The organism is Nostoc sp. JL23, assembly GCF_017115065.1.
GTDB classification, from domain to species: Bacteria; Cyanobacteriota; Cyanobacteriia; order Cyanobacteriales; family Nostocaceae; genus Nostoc; species Nostoc punctiforme_A.
In genome coordinates this window covers 49,144-68,559 of sequence record NZ_JABXKN010000026.1, presented here as the reverse complement: position 1 = coordinate 68,559, position 19,416 = coordinate 49,144, and the positions used below count along the sequence as shown (strand labels likewise).

Annotated in this window: 4 protein-coding genes; 2 read left to right on the top strand and 2 right to left on the bottom strand. The window is 44.4% G+C overall.

Annotated features, from left to right (window positions below; translation table 11 throughout):
• Both HWQ42_RS04085 and HWQ42_RS04080 read left to right on the top strand, forming a co-directional pair.
• Positions 1-738, top strand: coding sequence for a DUF928 domain-containing protein (locus tag HWQ42_RS04085; RefSeq protein ID WP_292809563.1), 738 nt, complete (start codon positions 1-3; stop codon positions 736-738).
• A 77-nt stretch (positions 739-815) separates the two neighbouring features.
• Positions 816-3,044 (top strand): adenylate/guanylate cyclase domain-containing protein, encoded by a 2,229-nt coding sequence (locus tag HWQ42_RS04080; RefSeq protein WP_292809561.1) that lies wholly within the window; start codon positions 816-818, stop codon positions 3,042-3,044.
• 52 nt (positions 3,045-3,096) lie between these two features.
• Here the strand turns inward: HWQ42_RS04080 and HWQ42_RS04075 are convergent, their stop codons facing one another.
• Positions 3,097-7,938, bottom strand: coding sequence for a thioester reductase domain-containing protein (locus tag HWQ42_RS04075; RefSeq protein ID WP_292809559.1), 4,842 nt, complete (start codon positions 7,936-7,938; stop codon positions 3,097-3,099).
• Positions 7,935-18,881 carry a type I polyketide synthase gene (locus HWQ42_RS04070; RefSeq protein WP_292809557.1) on the bottom strand — a complete coding sequence of 3,649 codons (10,947 nt, stop codon included), beginning with the start codon at positions 18,879-18,881 and terminating at the stop codon, positions 7,935-7,937. The genes HWQ42_RS04075 and HWQ42_RS04070 overlap by 4 nt, the downstream gene beginning before the upstream one ends.
• Positions 18,882-19,416: the final 535 nt, after the last annotated feature.

The window sequence follows — 19,416 nt, the reverse complement described above, 5'->3', positions numbered from 1 at the left end:
ATGAATTTACCAAAATCTTTTCTGTTTTTAGCGATCCTTGTTAGCGCACTTTCTCCCACCATTGTCACTTTTGCTAGCTTGCCATCACAGCGATCGGCATCGGACTTGGAGTGGAAAGTTAGTCTCAAATTCCCACCTGTAGATGACCGAGGAGCGCCCTCTCAAACATTGGGTGGAGGAACGCGTGGCTCTTCTTGTATCGATGGCAGCGGAATACCGATAACGCCTTTGATGCCGTCAAAAAATAATTTTGGGAAAACGGTTGCAGCCAATCCAACGCTATATTGGTACATTCCTCAAAATACTGCCCAATCTGGAGAATTGGCTTTGACAGATGAAGCCGGAAATCAGGTTTATCTGACAACTTTTAAACTGCCTAGTACTCCTGGCATCATTAAACTGGACTTACCAGCAAATATTTCTCTCCAAATTGGCAAGTATTATCGATGGTACTTCACGATGATTTGCGATTTTCAAGATCGCGCTCAGGATCAATCTGTCAAGGGATTACTCCAGCGTACCGAAGTCAGTTCATCCCTGAAAAGTCAGCTAGCTGGGGTAGGAATTCTAGAACAGGCAAAAATTTATGCAGAGTCTCAAATTTGGCAAGAAGCACTGAATACCGTTGCTCAATTGCGCCGCGAGAAGCCAACTGAATGGGAAGAACTTTTACAATCAGTCGGTCTAGGGGCGATCGCCAAAGAACCTTTCCTTGACTGCTGCACGAGCGATCGCTAACCTCAGTACAGTTAAATATCGGCAAAGTTAAAACGGCTACTTTGCTACCCTGAAAAATTAATTTTGGTGCAAAAAAGATGATGTGGAGAAAGTGGAAAAAGCTGCTGTGGCAATGGCGCGGTGTTTTGATTACTACTCCTAGTGTGGCTGGTGTAGTCATCTTATTACGCTTTGCTGGTTTAATGCAGCCTTGGGAGTTGGCGATTTTTGATCAATATATGCGTCTGCGACCCCAAGAAGCACCTGATGACCGGATTGTCATTGTGGGAGTAAATCTTGCAGACATGAAAAAAATTCGTCAGCCAATCGTTCCAGATGGTCTGTATGCTCAATTGTTGCAAAAATTAAAAGCCAGGAAACCACGAGCTATTGGTTTAGATATCTACCGCGATTTACCTGTAGAACCAGGACATCAAGAATTAACCAAAGTATTTACATCTACCCCCAATTTAGTCGGGATTCAAAGAGTGGTAGGGGATAACCAACGCGAGCCAATTGACCCGCCACCAGCACTCAAAGATAAAGGGCAAGTAGGTGCAAATGATTTGGTTTTAGATCCAGATAAAAAGGTAAGACGCAGTTTGCTCTACTTAACAGATAAAAATGGAGAGACTATTTACAGTTTTGCATTATATTTAGCTTTACTTTATCTTGATGCCGAAGGTATTGCACCCCAAACTTCTGGACAGACAAAAAATTGGCAGTTAGGAAAGACAAGATTTATCCCCTTTGCCGCTAATGATGGTGGCTATGTGCGAGCTGATGACCGTGGCTACCAAATTTTAATTAATTACAGGGGGCCAGCCAGACGCTTTTCTACAGTCACGATGACAGATATTTTGGAAGACAAAGTACCACCAGAATGGGGACGCGATCGCATTATTTTGATTGGTAACGTCAGCGAGAGTTTTGAGGATTTATTCTTCACTCCCTATAGTAGTGGTTTGTTGACTTCCCCAGAACCTATGCCTGGGGTAGAAATTCACGCGAATATTGCTAGCCAAATTATCAGTGCAGCTACAGTAGGTCGCCCACTAATTAACAGTTGGTCGCAGCCAATAGAAATAGGATGGATTTTTCTGTGGTCTTTTGTGGGTGCAAGTCTAACTTGGCAGTGGCGATATGCAGGCGGGGTAAAATTTTTGTCCCTCCAGAAAATAACTAGCCCAATTTTGGCAGCAGGTGTGCTATTGGCTAGTACATATACAGCCTTTATCGCCAGTTGGTGGATACCTGTAGTACCACCATTATTAGCTCTGTTGGGATCTGCGATCGCTATTACAGTCCACATCGCCCGTACTGCTGGAGAAATTCGTTATACATTTGGGCGTTACTTAAGCAAAGAAGTAGTCACTACCTTATTAGAAAGTCCAAAAGGTTTACAGCTTGGGGGCGAACGGCGCAAAATCACCATACTCGTCTCTGATTTAAGAGGATTTACCAGTATTTCTGAACAATTACCCCCGGAAAAGGTTGTTCAAGTTCTCAACTTTTATTTATCATCAATGGCAGATATCATTACCCAGTATCAAGGAACCATTGATGAGTTTACGGGTGATGGTATTTTAGTGTTGTTTGGTGCGCCTACTGCCAAAGAAGACGACACTACAAGGGCTATTGCTTGTGCCATTGCTATGCAGTTAGCAATGACGAGTATAAATGAAAAGATGCAACAGTGGAATCTGCCGCCATTAGAAATGGGAATAGCTGTCAACACAGGCGAAGTTGTTGTTGGAAATATTGGTTCTTATATCCGAACAAAATATGGTGTAGTCGGTAGTCAGGTGAATCTCACCTATCGTATTGAATCCTATACAATTGGAGGACAAATTGTTATTTCAGAATCGACATTTAGAGAAGTAGAGTCAATTGTTAAAGTCGGTGGACAAAAGCAAGTACAAGTAAAAGGAATCAAACTACCGATAAATATTTATGAAGTTAGGGGGATTATTGGAGAATACAATCTCTTTCTAACTCAAGAAGAAGAAAGATTACTAGCCTTAGCTGAAGCAATACCAATAGAATATACAATTCTAGATGAAAAGCACATTGAAAAAACCCTTTTTCAAGGCAGTTTAGTTAAACTTTCCACGAAGGGAGCCGAGGTACGTCCCAATGATATAGAAAAGGATATCATCCCTTCTTTATTCAGTAATATTAAATTAGTTTTATCACTAAATTCTTCAAAAGAATTAAGCGTTGATATTTATGCTAAAGTTTTAGAAAAACCAATAGAAGATGGGGTATTTTATATTTGCTTTACTACTAAAAGTTCTGAGATAAAAGTAATTCTTAGTAAGATTTAAGTAGGTAAGCGTAAATATTTGTCGTTGGGATAAGGCAGGAGGCAAGAGAAAGCTAAACTCCAATCAAAAAGCCACTTTTTTTGAAGTATGCAAAGTAGATATTGAGTAATTTGGTGTTTATAGTTGGATAAATAATATTGGTGTCAGCAAGTCCAGTCAATGTATTTTGGCAATCAAATGCTGGTAACTGCACGTTCTTTAATAATTGTTCGTCTAACAATGGCAGGAAAGCATGTAAAGCATTTGGAATATTGTGTTCCCCATTGTGTAGCAATTTAGCATACCACTCATGGTAAGAAACTTGCTCTAGCGAATAGCCCAAAGACCGAACTAAGTCACACCAATTACGCCAAGACAGACAATCAGGAGAAACAAGGTGAAATGCCTTGCCGAAGGAGTCAGGGTTTTGAGAGAGGTGGACGATCGCCCTGCTACCATAATCAACGGGGGTCAAATCGAGAGGGAATTCCAAATCCGGGACCATACCTAGTTGGATACAGCCTTTAGTCAGGCTGCAAAAGAAGTCATCCACATTGGCGATTCCCGTTTGGCTGTGTCCGGAGATTGCACCTGGTCTGTAGATGCATACAGGAAGCCCGCGATCGCGTGCCTGCATGATTAGCTTTTCTGCCACCCATTTACTCTGTAAATAACCCCCTTGCAACCCTTCAAATTCTGCCAATCCATCGGATTCTTGAATGGAGTTAGCATTTGCATAGGCAGGAGCAGAAAAGATGCCCAGCGTCGAAACAAAATGCACGGGTTTGACTTTCGTTTGAGCTGCTAGACGCAAAATCGCCTGAGTTCCCAGGACATTGGCTGCTTTGAGTTTGCTGTAAGGATAAAGAAAATTGACGACAGCACCATTGTGATAGATGACATCAATTTGATGGCTAAGTTGATGGAATTGTGACTCATTCAGGCCTAAGTTCGGCAACGCCAAATCGCCAATGACTGGAATGATGCGAGAGCGAAATTCTTCTTGCCAAAGTCCATGTGCTTGCAAATGGCTTTGAATACGTTGGATGCCCTGTTCTAGATTCTGCGCTCGCACTAAGCAATAAACATTAGCCGTGGTCTGTTGCAAGAGTTCGTCTACTAAATACGCACCGAGAAAACCGGTTGCTCCAGTTAAGAAAATCGCCTGGGGTTGGGCGATAAAATTGAATGCTGTCGTTGGACGAATTGCCGGATCTAAGATAGCCTCTGCTGCCAAATTGATCGCTAAATTGGCAGCCACTCCAGTCTGAGCGATCGCTTCAATTACTTGAGCCACTCCCGCAATTGTTGGGACTTCCAATAATTGATGAATGGGTATGGTTACATGGAAGGTTTCTCGCAACCGAGACAGCAGTTGCACTGCTAACAAAGAATTGCCTCCCAAATCGAAGAAGTTATCGTAGATGCTGAGTGGGGATCTGTGAAGTAAGTTTTGCCACAGGTCAGCTAAGTGTTTCTCGGTTTCGGTGTGGGGTGCAACAAATGTCTGATGCTGTTGGTATTGAACTTGAGACTCCTCCATATACTGGAGAATCTGCTCTGATGTATGCCAATCTGAAGCAATTTTTTGGAATAAGGCGGTGTAATTGGCAGATTGCTGGGATATTGCCCGATCGCTTTGCGTTAAATTCCCTTCAGATGCCGAATGTTTTGCTTTTTTGTCTAATCCTTCAGAAGCAATAGCGATCGCCCGACAAACATCTGCTGATAACTTATAGCAGTAGCTTTCTGCTAAACGTTCCTTGTCAATGGCTACCAACTGTTCTAGAAAATCCCCAATAGGCTGGTTTTTAGAACTGGGCTTGTAAATAATATCGATCTGCTTCAGACCGCGTGCCAGGGCAATTTTACCCAGGAAATTGAGCATTTGATACTCAACTCCTCTGCCCAACACTCGACAGCTGAGTAATAGGGTATCTACCACCAGTGCAGACGCTGTGGTTTGTACCATCATCATTCCCACCAAACCATAATTCCCAAAGCGGTCTTTCACATCCACAACATAGCAAGTATGAGTGTCTAACAGGCAAAAGGCTTTGATTTCAGCCGACGTTCTGCGTAAGGTGGTGGTGTTAAATTGATTTGTTCGCTGCGTTAGTTGAGCAACACGATCTAGCTGGGAGGGCTGCATTTCCATAATATCCACTTGCAGATTGAGGCTATTGAGGAAATCTCGCAACGTGAGAGATTCGTTTGCCGCTTGCTGACGTTGGCGATTTTGCTGGTAAACAATCGTTCGCTGTCGATCCTCTACAGTGATGTTTAGACGATCGAATGCCCAGATATGAGCCAGGAATTGGGGAATTTCAGGAGCATTTGTCGGCAATTGCAGGGTTAAGGCTTCTGGACAGTGATGCCGGACTTCAGCGCATTCGATGGGGTTGTCATCAATAAATATGAAGCTATCTAAACTCAGCCCTAGTTCTTGAGACAGTGATTTCAAGTTCTCTGATTTAGTCTGCCAATTAATTCGCCAAGCTGCCAAATGGTGACGCTTTAGCCGCATATCGGAACGTTGGTCTAATACAGCAAAGACATCTGCTTGATTATTTTTACTGCACAGACATAGCAACATCCCGCGATCGCACTGCTGAATCATAAATTCTTGCAATGCTTGATAGGATGAATCTATGACAATGCCCTCAACTCCATCCTCGCCACAAACACCTTGCCATAAGGTTTGATCGCAGTCTAAGACAATTACTTTATAAGGCGGTCTATGTAGGCAGTGAATTTTTCTCGCCAACATTGTTCCTAATGCTGTGAAAAATGCTGGCGTAAATGGAATATGTCCGATTTCATCGCTATAAGAATCATAGAAGTTAGTTACTGGGTAGCTTGTTGCTAACTCCTGATAATTAATAATATGCAGTCCAATAATATCGGCAAGTTCTGTTAATAAATTTGCTTCTATTTGTTGTAAAAAAGTTGCTATTTTTGCATCAGTAATTATTGAATTACTTGGCAATAAACAAAGCAAATGGGGAATTTGAGTCTGTTCGCAGGATTGACGTAATGCTATAACTAAATCCTTAGCATTGCGCTCAATGGAATTCTTTTGTTCATTACTAGATAACTCTTGTGAATCCTCAGACCTAACCCAATCTTCTAACCGCACTAGAACAATATTGACTCCTGTTTCATTTTGCGATAACAGACTACTAGGAGTCAGCAGTTGTTGGAAAACCTGGTTATAGGGGGCAAAGGTTATTTCTGAGGGTAAATTGAGTTGCTGCATCCAGAAATTTAGAGAATCTGCAACTAAATCGGCGGTAAAAGTAGCTGCGATCGCCAGCTTTTGTTTTTGGTATCGACTCCTGGCTAATTTTGCTTTTCTATCAAGGTCTGTTGGTAGTCTAAATTCATTGAGGCGAATATCTTTTGACTTCACCCATTGTTCTAAAATTTGGAATAAAGTATTACCAAAAGCGTCGATTGTTTCACTTTCAAATATGTCAGTGTTATATGCAATTCCTATTTGTAAATCTGCTCCGACTTCGTAAATATAGGTATATAAATCTAAATCAGTAGGCCCCCAAATCCCTTCGTCAATTAATGAAAACGTCAGATTGGGTAAATTTGTCAAGTCGCTCGGTAATTGACTGTTAACATAGCTTAATCCGGTGCGGAATGTTTGAAAAAAGGGAGTATCTTGTGCAACCCGACTCGACCCCATGACTTCAACGACTTTACCAAAGGGGACATTTTGGTGAGCATAGGCAGATAACAACACCGATCGCACTCGGCTGAGTACTTCCGCAAAAGTGGGATTGCCAGACAAATCTGTACGCAGCAACAAAGGGTAGCCAAAAAAACCAATTAACGACTCCACTTGCGGATGAACTCGACCAGAGGCGGTAAAGCCAATTAAAATATCTTCCTGCTGAGAACACAGGTAAATCAAAGCTTTAAACGCCGCTACGAAAGTCATAAAGGAAGTAATTCCCATTTGTTCGTGACTTCGTTGTTTGATTGCAGCCCACAGAACAGGATCGAGTTTAAAAAACTTTCGCCGACCCTGGAAATTCTGGAGTGGCGGTCGGGGATGGTCGATGGGTAATTTTAATTCAAACGATGCCCCCTCTAGTTGCTGTTTCCAGTAAGCTAGTTCGCTTTTGAGTGCATCATTGTTGAGCCACTGGCGTTGCCATACGGCAAAGTCTCGATATTGGATCGCAGGTTCTGGTAATGGGGAAGGTTGCCCCTTGTAGAAATGACTGTAGGCTGTCGCCAGTTCTCGAATCCATAAACCCATCGAGATCATATCGCTGATAATGTGGTGAATAACGAGCAAGAGAATATGCTCGCGTGCATTTAAGCGAATAAGTTTAATCCGCCATAAAGGAGCGATTGTTAAATCAAAGGGAGCTTCGGCTGCTTCATCGGCAATTTGCCAGAAAGTTTTTAATTGTTCGGTTGCATCTAAATGCTCAAGACTGAAAACAGATAATGTAAAAGGTTCTGGTGCAGCGATATTTTGCACGGGATTCCCTTCCCACACCCCAAACGTTGTCCGAAAGACATCGTGGCGACGGAAAATTTCATTAATACTTTTTTCCAGGCAGTTTAAATCTAGATCCCCATTCAACCGCAAGGCTTGAGCAATATTATGAGCAGATTCTACAGCAGCTAACTGGGCCAAAATCCACAGGCGTTCCTGCTGGAAGGATACCGGCACATTTTGCGTTTGTGAAACCGGAACCAAAGGGATGGAAGCAGCGCCGATTTTGTTCTGGTGTAGTAACCGGATTAGCTCTACTTTATTGTTAGCTAAAGCATTCCGTAGATCGGGAGTGATAACTCCTTTAGGTGCTTGAATGCGGAGTTGTTCTCCATCAACTAATAATTTTACTCCCCGGTCTGAAAGCTCGGCTAAAAGGGCATTTAGGTTCATAGTATTATTTCTTCTACATCCTCAGTAATTTCAGTTGCCGAATTTTCGTTGAGTCCCTGTAAGGCTAGCTGTTTTAATAACAGGTCTGCTAGTTGGTTGATGCTGGAACCTTCAACAAACTTCTCCAAAGAAAGGTCAATTCCCAGTTCTGTGATGATGCGATTGCGGATTTCGATCGCCATCAAAGAATCTAGTCCGGCTTTGCTCAGTGCTTGACTGGCATCGACTCGCTCCACAGAACAACCCAACACTTTGGCAATCTTTTCTTTCAGGTAGATGGTTAAAATCTGTAAGCGATCGCCAAAGTCATGAGTTTGCAATTGTTGCTGAATTTCCATCGGCGGTGGTGATGCCGATTGAGCAATCCCCACCTGAGAAAACTCTGCCAAATATGCCGGACAAGTCCCCGGTGAGAATTGCTGCATAAATGTCAGCCAGTTGAGTGGCATCACACCTACTTGAGCAACCTCCCAAGAAAAGCTCTGCTCCAAAGCCTGTAAACCTTGGGATGGCGACATCATTTCCATTCCCTGATGTTGGAGTTGCTTACCGAATTGACGCTCGGCTGCTGCACCAATTTCAGCCCAAGCTCCCCAGTTAATACTCAATCCCGATAACCCCAATTGATGACGATAATGTGCTAGAGCGTCTAAAAATGCATTGGCAGCGCAGTGGTTAGCTTGACCGGCAGAACCCAAAACAGAAGCAGCAGAAGAAAACAAGATGAAAAAATCGAGCGGTAAAGCTTGGGTTAATGCGTGCAGATTCCAAGCACCATGTACTTTCGGTGCCATGACTCGATGAAAGCGCTCCCAAGTTTGTTGGAGTAAAACACCGTCATCCAAAACTCCGGCTGCATGGATAATGCCGTGCAGAGGCGGGTGGCTGCGGTCAATTTCTGCCAATACCTCCGCCACTTGTGACTGCACAGACACGTCAGCTTGCATTACCATCACCGATACACCTTGTGCCTGAAGTTGCTGAATTTGGCGATCGCTCTGTTCGTTTGTCCCCCTGCGTCCCATGAGAACTAAGTGCTTTGCCCCACGTTCTACTAACCAATGGGCAATTAGCAGTCCCAGTCCCCCTAATCCACCAGTAATTAAGTAGGTACTATCTGGGTGGATGGGGATATCTGCTTGATTGGGATTTTGTTTTCCACGGTAAGGAACCAGTCTTGTCACCTGACGCATCCCATTACGGAATGCAATTTGATTCTCTTGATCTGGTGATGTCAACTCTGCAAATAGTCCATCAAGGGGGTTTTGAGTTAGCCGATAATTTTCTTGGAGGTCTAAATCTATCAAACGAAGCTGTAATTCTGGATGTTCTTTGACGATTGCCTTCCCCATTCCCCATAGGGGCGATTGAACTAATCCAGCTCCATCGGCAACTGCTCCTCTAGTTATTACCCATAACTGAGGTGGCGTTATACCCATCTTTTTAACTAGCGCTTGCACCAAGTACAGAGTACTGCCACAGCCAATACGGGTTGCTGTTTGCAAATCTTCGACGCTTAAGGTTGGTGCGGTTTCTCCAGTCTCCAGGCTCCACAAATGTACCACCCCTGAGAGACGCGATCGCTTGCTAAGTATGTGCGAAAGCAACCGCTGAAAATCTTCCGGTTTCTGAGGATTAATTCTAAACTCGAACTCACTCAACAGTTCGTATTCCTGTCCGGGAAAAACTAGAGTACAGGTATCTCCTCGTTCTTGAAACCGTCGAGCAAGTTTCTGACTGATACCTTGACTATCTGCTAGAATTAGCCAGTTTTGTTGTACGTGGTTCTCAGTTCCTTTTTGGGCAACAATCACAGCCTGAGCCAGGGAACCGATGACTTGATTTTTAGGTGCGATCGCCACCGCCGACGTAAATCCATTCGCTTGCAACACATCTTGCCACTTGGCACTACTTAAGAGCGGGTAATTCGGTCGCAACCAGCGATCGGCAAACAACCACCAACCTGGGGTCAAACCGAAGCTCAAATCTAGCCAACAATGGCGATCGGTGACTTCTAACAACACCAGAATTCCACCTGGTGCTAATAAGCTGTGGACATGGGCCAATGTTTGTTGTAAATCTGGTGTAGCATGTAACACATTTGCTGCCAGAATCACATCATATTTTTGGCCTTCCAAGCCTTGAGTCGCTGGATCTTGGCTGATATCTAAAGCCTGATAGCGGACAAATGGGTAATCCCGAAACTTCTCCCGTGCTTTAGCTGCAAACAGCGGTGAAATGTCTGTGAAGGTGTATTCAGCTTGGTAATTATTCAATTGCGGCAGAATGTAAGCGGTTGTGCTGCCAGTCCCCGCCCCAATTTCTAGCAAGCGGATCTTGCTCCCCTGTGGTACTCGCAGTAGTGCTGTGGAAACTGCCTTTTGCACCAATGTATTCATCACTCTAGCAGCTGGGGCATCTTGATACAGTTGCGTCAGCAGGGTGAAATCACCATTGGGAAACAGTAATTGTAGCGGATCAAGTTTTCCCTGAAGTACCTCTGGTAAGCTAGCACCACAGCGTTCTACTAGGGCGATCTCAGTGTCTCCGGTAGGGAATTGGACTAACAGTCGGTCTGGTTGCGGCGTTTGGCGATCGAGGGCGCTAATTACTTCCCAATGATGTCTACCGTTGGCACAATCAAGAGGTCTGAGCCACTCTGCTTCAGTCAAAATATCCAGAAACCGATGTAGCAGTTGGTGATACTGGCTAATCACCCCCAACTGTTCTGCTATTTCTGTAAAGGAGAACTGCAATCCGAGTTGAAAGTCCCATCCTAGTTGTTGCAAAGCACTGATTACATAAGACAAGCTGAGGGCTTCAAGTTGGGGTAAAAATTCGTCGTTTAATGAGGTTGTTGTTAGGAGTTCAGCCAATTGAGGAATCAGGTTTTGGCTGATGTCCTTGGGATTGAGCAGGTAATCAGGTGAGAGCGATCGCCCCATTCGGGCTTGAGGTCGCCACTCAATTTGATAAAACCAGTCTGGCGGAACTTGAGGAGAGACTGTCAATGTTGCCGAAGCGACCCTTTGAAGTTGCAGACCTTCAACAACGGCTAGAATCTCACTATCATCTGTAACTAATTGCAAATCGCTAATGAGTGTTTTGTTACTGTTCTGGCTAGGATGTACTTTGGCATAACTCCATAGTCGGTTGCTGGGGCGATCACAAACTTGCAATCGCTTGATGGCGATCGGCACATAAGCCTCTTTGCTACCATCTTGTGGGAATTTAGCTTGCAAAACTTGAAAACAGGCATCCAAGAATGCTGGATGAAACTGATAAACGTCTGTTTCTAAAACGCATATTTGGGGTAACTCAATTTCCCCTGTCACTACTTCTGAATCCAACCACAAGTTTTTAACTCCCCGAAAACTAGCACCATAATCAACTCCCCGTTGAAGAAACTGTTGGTAATGTTCGGCTTGGTTGTGGGAAGCTACTTCTTTGGGGAGCCAGTGCGTTGCAGAAAGTTCCATTGATGGTTTGAGATTGGATGCGGTGACATTTCCAGAAACATGCAGCATCCAAGAGGGTGAAGAATCTTCCTCATCTAATTCACAACTAAAAATTTCAAAGGAATATCCCTGTTGTTCCGTTGGGTGAAGAATTAGCTGGAGTGTTTTAACTTCATTTTCTGATAGAACTAATGCCCGTTTATAGAGGACATTTTCTAAAATTAAATTTTTGGATTTCAAAACCTTCGCTGCTGCCCCTAAAACCATCTCTAGATAGGCCGTTCCTGGCAAGATTACTTTTCCGTAAACGCGATGGTCAGCTAAAAAAGTGGGGAAATGAGAATTAATTTGCGTCTGGAAACGAATCTCTTTCGAGTCTGCCAAGTGCAATCTAGAACCGAGCAGAGGATGAGAAGATTTAAGATTTGCAGAGGAGAGTTGAACATTTTTTTGGCTACTATCTTTGTTTGGTTCAAGCCAAAAACGCGATCGCTCAAAGGGATAATTCGGCAACGCCACGCGCCGATGCCCAGATCCCTGATGAAACTCCGACCAGTTCACCGATATTCCCTGTTCATACAACGCCGCTAAACTGCCCAACATCTGCTGCCAATCCGATTCCTGGGATTTGAGGCTCCCTAGCCACAGATGTCCCGATTCTGGCATACACTGACGACCCATGCTTACTAAAATTGGGTGTGGTCCCACTTCCAAACAAGCCAAATTTCCTAACGCTGACAGGCTGACAATACTGTTGGCAAATTGCACTGGCTGCAAAATATGCTGCACCCAATATTCAGGCGTGCTAATCTCCACTCCTGCCAATTGCCCTGTGATATTGGAAATAAAGCGAATATTCGGATTTGGTGTACGGTAGCTCACTTGCTGGGCAATCTGCTCAAACTCTGCCACCATTGGTTGCATCAACGGCGAATGAAAAGCATGGGAAACTTTCAGTGACTTTGTTTGCACTCCTCTGGCTTCTAAGATAGCCACAGCCGATGCGATCGCCGCAGCTGCACCAGAGATAACGATTTGCCTTGGTGCGTTGATTCCAGCGATCGCCACCTCCGGCAATGAATCGATCGCTGCACAGACTTGTGCCAAATCAGTAAATACCGCTACCATCGTCCCTATCTGCGGTAATACTTGCATCAATTTACCCCGTGCGGCGATGAGTTTCAATCCATCTTCCAGACTGAATACACCTGCAACTGTTGCAGCAACATATTCGCCCACACTATGACCCATAACAACACTAGGCTTAATACCCCAAGATTGCCATAGCTCAGACAATGCATATTCCAAGGCAAATAAGACAGGTTGAGTATAGCCAGTCTCATCCAGAATGTGATGCCCTAAATTCTTTTCCCTTTCCCCGAACTCTGGATACAGCACTTCTAGTAATGGTTGCTCTAATAATGAGTCCAGAATTTCAGCACAACGTTCGAGGGCTTGCCGAAAAACAGGTTGGGTTTCGTAAAGTTCTCGTCCCATGCCAATATACTGCGAACCTTGTCCGGTGAACAGGAAAGCTACCCCTAGAGCCTGAGAGCGAGTGCGCTGATTTTCGGCAATAAATGTTGTGAGTTGATGTCTGAGTTGTGCGGGTGAATCGGCAACCAAGGCCAGCCGATAGTCAAAATGCGATCGCCCCACATTACTCGTATAGCAAATATCCGTCAAAGATACTTCTGAATGAGACTCCAAAAACCCCACATATCGCCCAGCTAATTCCCGTAACGCTATTTCACTTTTTGCCGAAAGCGTCAACAGCGATTTGAGTTGGAAATTTACTTCTTTGCTCCCCTGCTCCCCTGCCCCTCTGCCCCCCTGCCCCCCTGCCCCCCTACTCTCTTCCGGCGCTTCCTCCAAAATGACATGGACATTTGTACCGCCAACACCCAAAGAAGTTACGCCAGCCCGCCGAGGCGTTTGGTCTGTTTGCCAGTCTGATAGAGTTGTATTTACATAAAATGGACTGTTAGCAAAATCAATCTTGGGATTGGGATGTTTAAAATTTAGGCTAGGCGGTAGCAATCGGTGTTTGAGTGCCAAAACTGTTTTAATCAATCCTGCTATGCCTGAAGCCGTATCTAAATGTCCGATATTAGTCTTCACAGAACCGATGGCGCAAAATTGTTGCTTCTGTGTTTTGCTACGAAATGCTTGGGTTAAAGCTGCAATTTCAATCGGATCGCCGAGAGTCGTTCCGGTTCCGTGGGTTTCGATGTAAGTAATGGTTTCTGGATTATTAATATCTGCGATCGCTTGGGCTTGGGCAATCATTGCTGCCTGTCTCTGAACGCTGGGAGCCGTATAGCTGATTTTTTGGGAGCCATCGTTATTAATCGCAGAACCCTTAATGACGGCGTAAATATTATCTCCATCGGCGATCGCATCTACCAATCGTTTCAACATCACAATGCCAACGCCATTTCCGCCAACTGTTCCTTGGGAGTTAGCGTCAAATGCTCGGCAGTGACCGTCGGGTGAAAGAATCATTCCTGGCTGATACCGATAACCAGATTTTTGGGGTACTGCGATCGCCGCAGCACCAGCCAGAGCCATATCGCATTCTCCCTGAATCAAACTCCGACACGCCTGATGAACGGCAACTAAGGAAGTTGAGCAAGCGGTTTGCACGTTGACGCTGGGCCCTTGCAAGTTGAATTTGTATGAAACCCGCGTAGGGAGAAAATCCGCACCATTAGCGATCGCCAGTTGCGAGTCATCAACGTATTCTAGTCGCTCCCGATTTGGGTAAAGATTGTGATTCCAGTAGGTTCGACCTGCATAAAGATTCATGCCCATGCCTGCATAAACCCCAATTAATCCTGTATAAGTTGCAGGGTCGTAACCAGCATTTTCGAGTGTTTCCCAAGCACACTCTAGGAATAGGCGATGCTGTGGGTCGATGATTTGGGCTTCTTTGGGAGAGATATCGAAAAACGCGGCATCAAATAAATCAATGTCAGATAAGATACCACTAGCTTTAACATAATTGGCATCATTAAAGGATGAGGGATCGATTCCGGCTAACTCCAGTTCTTCATCACTGAAAAATGAAATCGATTCCACGCCATTACAGCAGTTTTGCCAGAATTCATCGAGTGTTTTGGCTCCTGGAAAACGCCCGGACATGCCGATGATGGCAATTTCTAATTGCTGGGTACTTTTCATCTTACCCAAACGATCCGATGGTGATAATTGCGATCGCTCCGGCAATGGCATTTGAGCTTGATTCAGGAACTCTGCTAGCGTCTGAATAGTTGGATATTGGAATAAGTCAATCAGTGACAGATGTTGCCCAAATTGTTTTTGTAACCGATCGTGAACCCGAACCAAGGTAAGCGAACTGCCACCCAGTTCAAAAAAGTTGCGATCGATACTCACTGAAGAAATGCCCAGCACGTCTTGCCATATTTGAGCTATCTGGCGTTGAATGTCAGTTTGGGGTAAAACGACTTGCCAAGGTTGGTTGTGCTTCTGATTGCTGCCAATAATTTTGGCAATGTCTATCGTACCCGTTTGTGTTAAGGGCATTTCCGCAAGCTGTACAATTTCACAATGGCTAGGAGTCCCAAAGCGATCGCTAACCCTCAAAGTTTGCTCCCAACCATGCACCTCTGCACCATCCACAGTGGTGACATAAGCGGTTAATTTCTGGGCATTATCGACTTCTGTCTTCAGATATCGACGAATATGGGGATTACTGCCATCTAAACCGACAATCAGCTGCGATTGATGACGCGATAAACCTGCCAGTAAGGAACGCCAACCCTGTTCCTGAGTAATACTCTGATACCCCAAGCGATGAGCTGCTTCCCGGCTGTGGATGGGGTTTCCTTCGCTCATACCAACATCATCCCACTGGCTCCAGTCAAAGCAGTAAGTATCAGGATGGTAATGGTATTGCTGATACTGACAACAACCATCTAAAAAACTGTTGGCAGCAGCATAGGCACTAAAGGTTGCTCCCCCAAACACACTATTTACAGAAGAAAAGCCGATGAAAAGGGCATCTGGTCGATTCTGAATCAGTTGAAAAAGCGTCCAAGTGCCCTGAACTTTCGGGCGCAGCATAGTACGAAAGCTTTCTAATGTAGCCACCGCTATCCAGTGATTTTCCATCACCGTCCAGTGGTGTTTGAGATCGCCTTCACCTGCGAGATGAATAATTCCTGCCAAGGGTTGATTCCATCTCAACTCTGCCTCAGTGACAGCCTGCTGCAAGCAAGTTAGATTGCAGATATCAACAGATTTGTATAATAAATTACTACCAGCAGCCAAGAGCGTTTGATAATTTTTCAATCGCTTGGCGATCGCTGTATTCTGATCGAGATGCTGCGACCATTCTGTTGCTGGTGGTAAGTTTGTTCTGCCAACAATCAGCAATCGCACACCACATTGCTTAAGTAAATATTGGCAAACTGAAGTCCCAATTCCACCCAATCCGCCTGTTACCAGATAAGTCTGACCTGGTTTAATTGGTATTTCTTGGGTTGGACTAGCAAGCATATCGACTTTGGCGAGTGACGAGACTAGCCGTTGACCTTGACGATAAGCAATTTCACTATCACCTTTAGTAATATTTAGTTCTTTAAAAACATAGTTGGCATTTGTTTCCAGTGACCCAATTTCTAAGTCAATGTGTCGACAGTGCAACCAAGATAGTTCTAAAGGAATTGTTTTCAGTAATCCGATAAGTGTAGATTTTTCATAAGCGATCGCATCATCGCTCTTAGTTAACTGGACGTTGTTAGAAATGACTTGTAACTGAATGTCTATATCTAGTAGTTGGTGTTTTTCCTTGGCATTTGCTAAGGCTTGGACTAAAAATAGAATGCTATATAATCCTAAGTATTGGGCATCTTCTAGTTCCTCTAGACTAGACACTTGACCCCTAAACTCGTTATATGTCCACAAATGCAAAATCTGAGTGGGAATATCCGATGCCAAAGACTCTAGCAACCGCCGATAGTGATCGGGATTTTCGGGGTTGATGGTAAAGCGATCGCCCCGCTCAGATTTGATAAAATCCGTACCTGCTACAACGCAGATATAAGATTGGTTATGGCGTTCGAGTTCTGTACACAGGTAATTTTCTAAACCTAGACCATCGAGAAACACGAGGAATTTCTGAGTCGGAAGTTTAACTGGCTCCCGATGTTTGTGACTTAACTGCTTAACACACCAAATTCGGCGATAAAACCAGTCAGGTATTGTGTTGGCATTGCCACTGAGGATATCAAACTGACGGAGGATAGGTTTAAATTCACCTGATTCAAAGCGTTTAACCAGTTGCGAACGCTGGATCTTGCCAATGGCCGTTTTCGGAATCACAGCTTTCTCAACTGGAATCACATAGCTAGGATTGATGCCACAACGTTGGACAACTTTTTGGCGAATGGTTTGCATCAACGTTGAAATTTGCATTTCATTCGCGCCACCTGCATGGAAGAAGATAGCTAGTTGTTCTGAAGTTTCTCCATCATGTACGGCCACTGCGGCAGTGTAGGAAACAACTACGCCTGCAATTTCTTCCACAACTGCTTCGATTTCATGACTATAGTAATTCAGGCCATTGATGATAATAACGTCTTTCTCTCTGCCTGTAATTGTTAAACGTCCTTGTCGTAAGAAAGCTAAATCTCCCGTCTTCAACCAGCCATCTTCTGTAAACATCTCCGAATTCAGTTCCGGTTGACCAAAATAACCTGATGTTACTGTCAATCCTTTGACTTGCAGTCGTCCGATGGCTTCTTCCTCAACGAGCTGGTCTTGAGCATCAACTATCCGCAGAGAAAATCCGGGAATGGGCGCTCCAACTTCTACGAATGCATCTTCATCAGTAGTTGATTCTCCAGAAAAGTTGTGAGAGTAAGTCACTCCCGAACAAGTTTCAGCCATTCCCCAAGCCGGATGTATTGCCGTAGTCGGGAGTCCGTGCGCTGTCAGCAATTCTAGAAATCTTCTCGCAGTTTTGCCGACAATGGCTTCGGCTCCGTTGAAGATGTATCGCACTGATGATAAATCCCAATGCCCCTGAGAAAGTTCTGCTTCGGCGGCGTTGATTAGCCCATACGCAAAATTCGGTGCAAAGGTAACACTCACACGATAATCAGACATCCAATCAAGCCATTTCAGGGGTTGTTGCAACACCCAATCGGTGACGGCATGAATTTGTTGGCAACCCACATACACATCCCGAATATGGAAATATACTAATCCGGCAACGTGATCGAGTGGCATCCAGTTTAAGGAAACATCTTCTTGGGTAAACCCGTTCATTTGGACACTGGCAGCCGACCGACAGATGAGACTGCGATGGCTTTGCATAACTGCTTTCGGCGTACCTGTACTACCCGAAGTAAGAAACAGTACTGCCAAATCATCTGGGGCAGCAACATAGCAGTTAGGATCGGGATGGTGAGATTGCAACTCATTGAGGGTAGCGATCGCCAAATTGTCAAGTGGTAAATCTGCCAGGGAAAGTTTGAGTTCAGGTGCTAATCGCTTGCTAGTCAGCATCAAACTGGGTTCTAGTCTTTGCCAGATTTGAGCTAATTTATTAGCGAAACCATCAGAGCGATCGTAGGCGTGAGGAACGGATAAAGGAATTGGGATGAATCCGCCTAAAATACAGCCCCAGAAGGCAGGAATGAAATCTTGAGGTTGGTCAAATTGAAAGATAATTCTATCTTGAGGCACAAGCCCCAACTTTCTTAAACCCGCCAAAATGCGTTGAGCTGCGTCTAATAAATTTTCATAGGATTGGTTTTGGCAAGTATCATCGGATTGGATGTAACTAATTCCTTTTGAGCTTTGTAACGCTGCCCTTTGAAGTAGTTTCGCTAAGTTAGTCGTTGCGTCTATTTCCAGTTGTAGAGGTTCACCATGACTAATTGCTTTGGCTTTTGGGTGAGAAATTTGAAATTTTGAACACTCAAATTGTTGATTTACGCCATCTGATTTTAGTTTTTCTCCAGAATCCTCTAATTGAAAATTGAGTTTTGTTGCTTGTGGATTCCCTAGCAAATCCCAAACGTGTAATGGTGGTAGTTGTTTCGTCTGGTCTTGTACGATAACTGCGACTTGGTTAATCGAGGGGAGCGATCGCAAAGACGATTCCCATCGATTAACCAAATCCATATCGATCGCCACCAAATCAGTTAGACGGCGATCGTCAATCAGTCCCTCACTGGTAAGCGGCAATCTGGATAACCAAATGTAGGATTGAGGCAGGATAGTGTTTGGCAAATGAACCTGCAAATATGCATTTAGTTGTGCCAACGAACATTTTCCTGATGCAATTATGTAGGCAACTAACCACATATCTGCGGTTTCTGTTTCTCGGATTAATACCCGACACTCTTCAATTTCTGGATGGGTCAGGAGTGCAGTTTCCAGTGCTGCTTGCAGAGCTGCTTGGTCTGCTAAGTTTGCCTGAAAACCATTGAGGGTACTAATTTTCTCCAACATTCATAAGCTCCAAACTAACTTAGACACGTTTGCTGTTGCGGGATGTCTTTACTTCTACAAGCAACCCTATTAGTTGGTGGTTTTATATAACAGGCAACAGCTAATAGGCAACAGGCTTAAAAGTCCTTGGTGTCGGGGTTTGACGATCGGTTGAAAAAGAGGCAGGGGAGCAGGGAGCAAGGGGGATAATTCAGGTAGGTATTCAACCCCACCAGTGGTTCTTGCTTCCCCGTAGGGGTACAAGAACCACTGGTGGAGAAGTGGGGGACTCAGACCCATGTTCCGCTCCGCTACACAGTAGGAGTCAGGGGTCATTTCCCCCTGCTCCCTGCCCCCTTCCCGCTGCCTCTTCGTTGATGTCCTAACCTACGAAGGCAACTGCTATATATGCGTTTTTTGGCCGTTTTTGACATATTTGCTGTTTAAGGTCGCTACCTTGTGAATATTGAGAATACATGAAATTTTTTCGTAGTTACTAACTTCGTGACCATTTGTAACAAGTGACGTAAAAAGAGAATCTGGAAGGATTGGACTT

What these genes read in the sequence shown, in the direction of transcription:
- HWQ42_RS04080 (WP_292809561.1), top strand. Translation starts at nt 816, where the DNA reads ATGATGTGGAGAAAGTGGAAAAAGCTGCTGTGGCAATGGCGCGGTGTT.
- HWQ42_RS04070 (WP_292809557.1), bottom strand. Translation starts at nt 18,881, where the DNA reads ATGTTGGAGAAAATTAGTACCCTCAATGGTTTTCAGGCAAACTTAGCA.
- HWQ42_RS04085 (WP_292809563.1), top strand. Translation starts at nt 1, where the DNA reads ATGAATTTACCAAAATCTTTTCTGTTTTTAGCGATCCTTGTTAGCGCA.
- HWQ42_RS04075 (WP_292809559.1), bottom strand. Translation starts at nt 7,938, where the DNA reads ATGAACCTAAATGCCCTTTTAGCCGAGCTTTCAGACCGGGGAGTAAAA.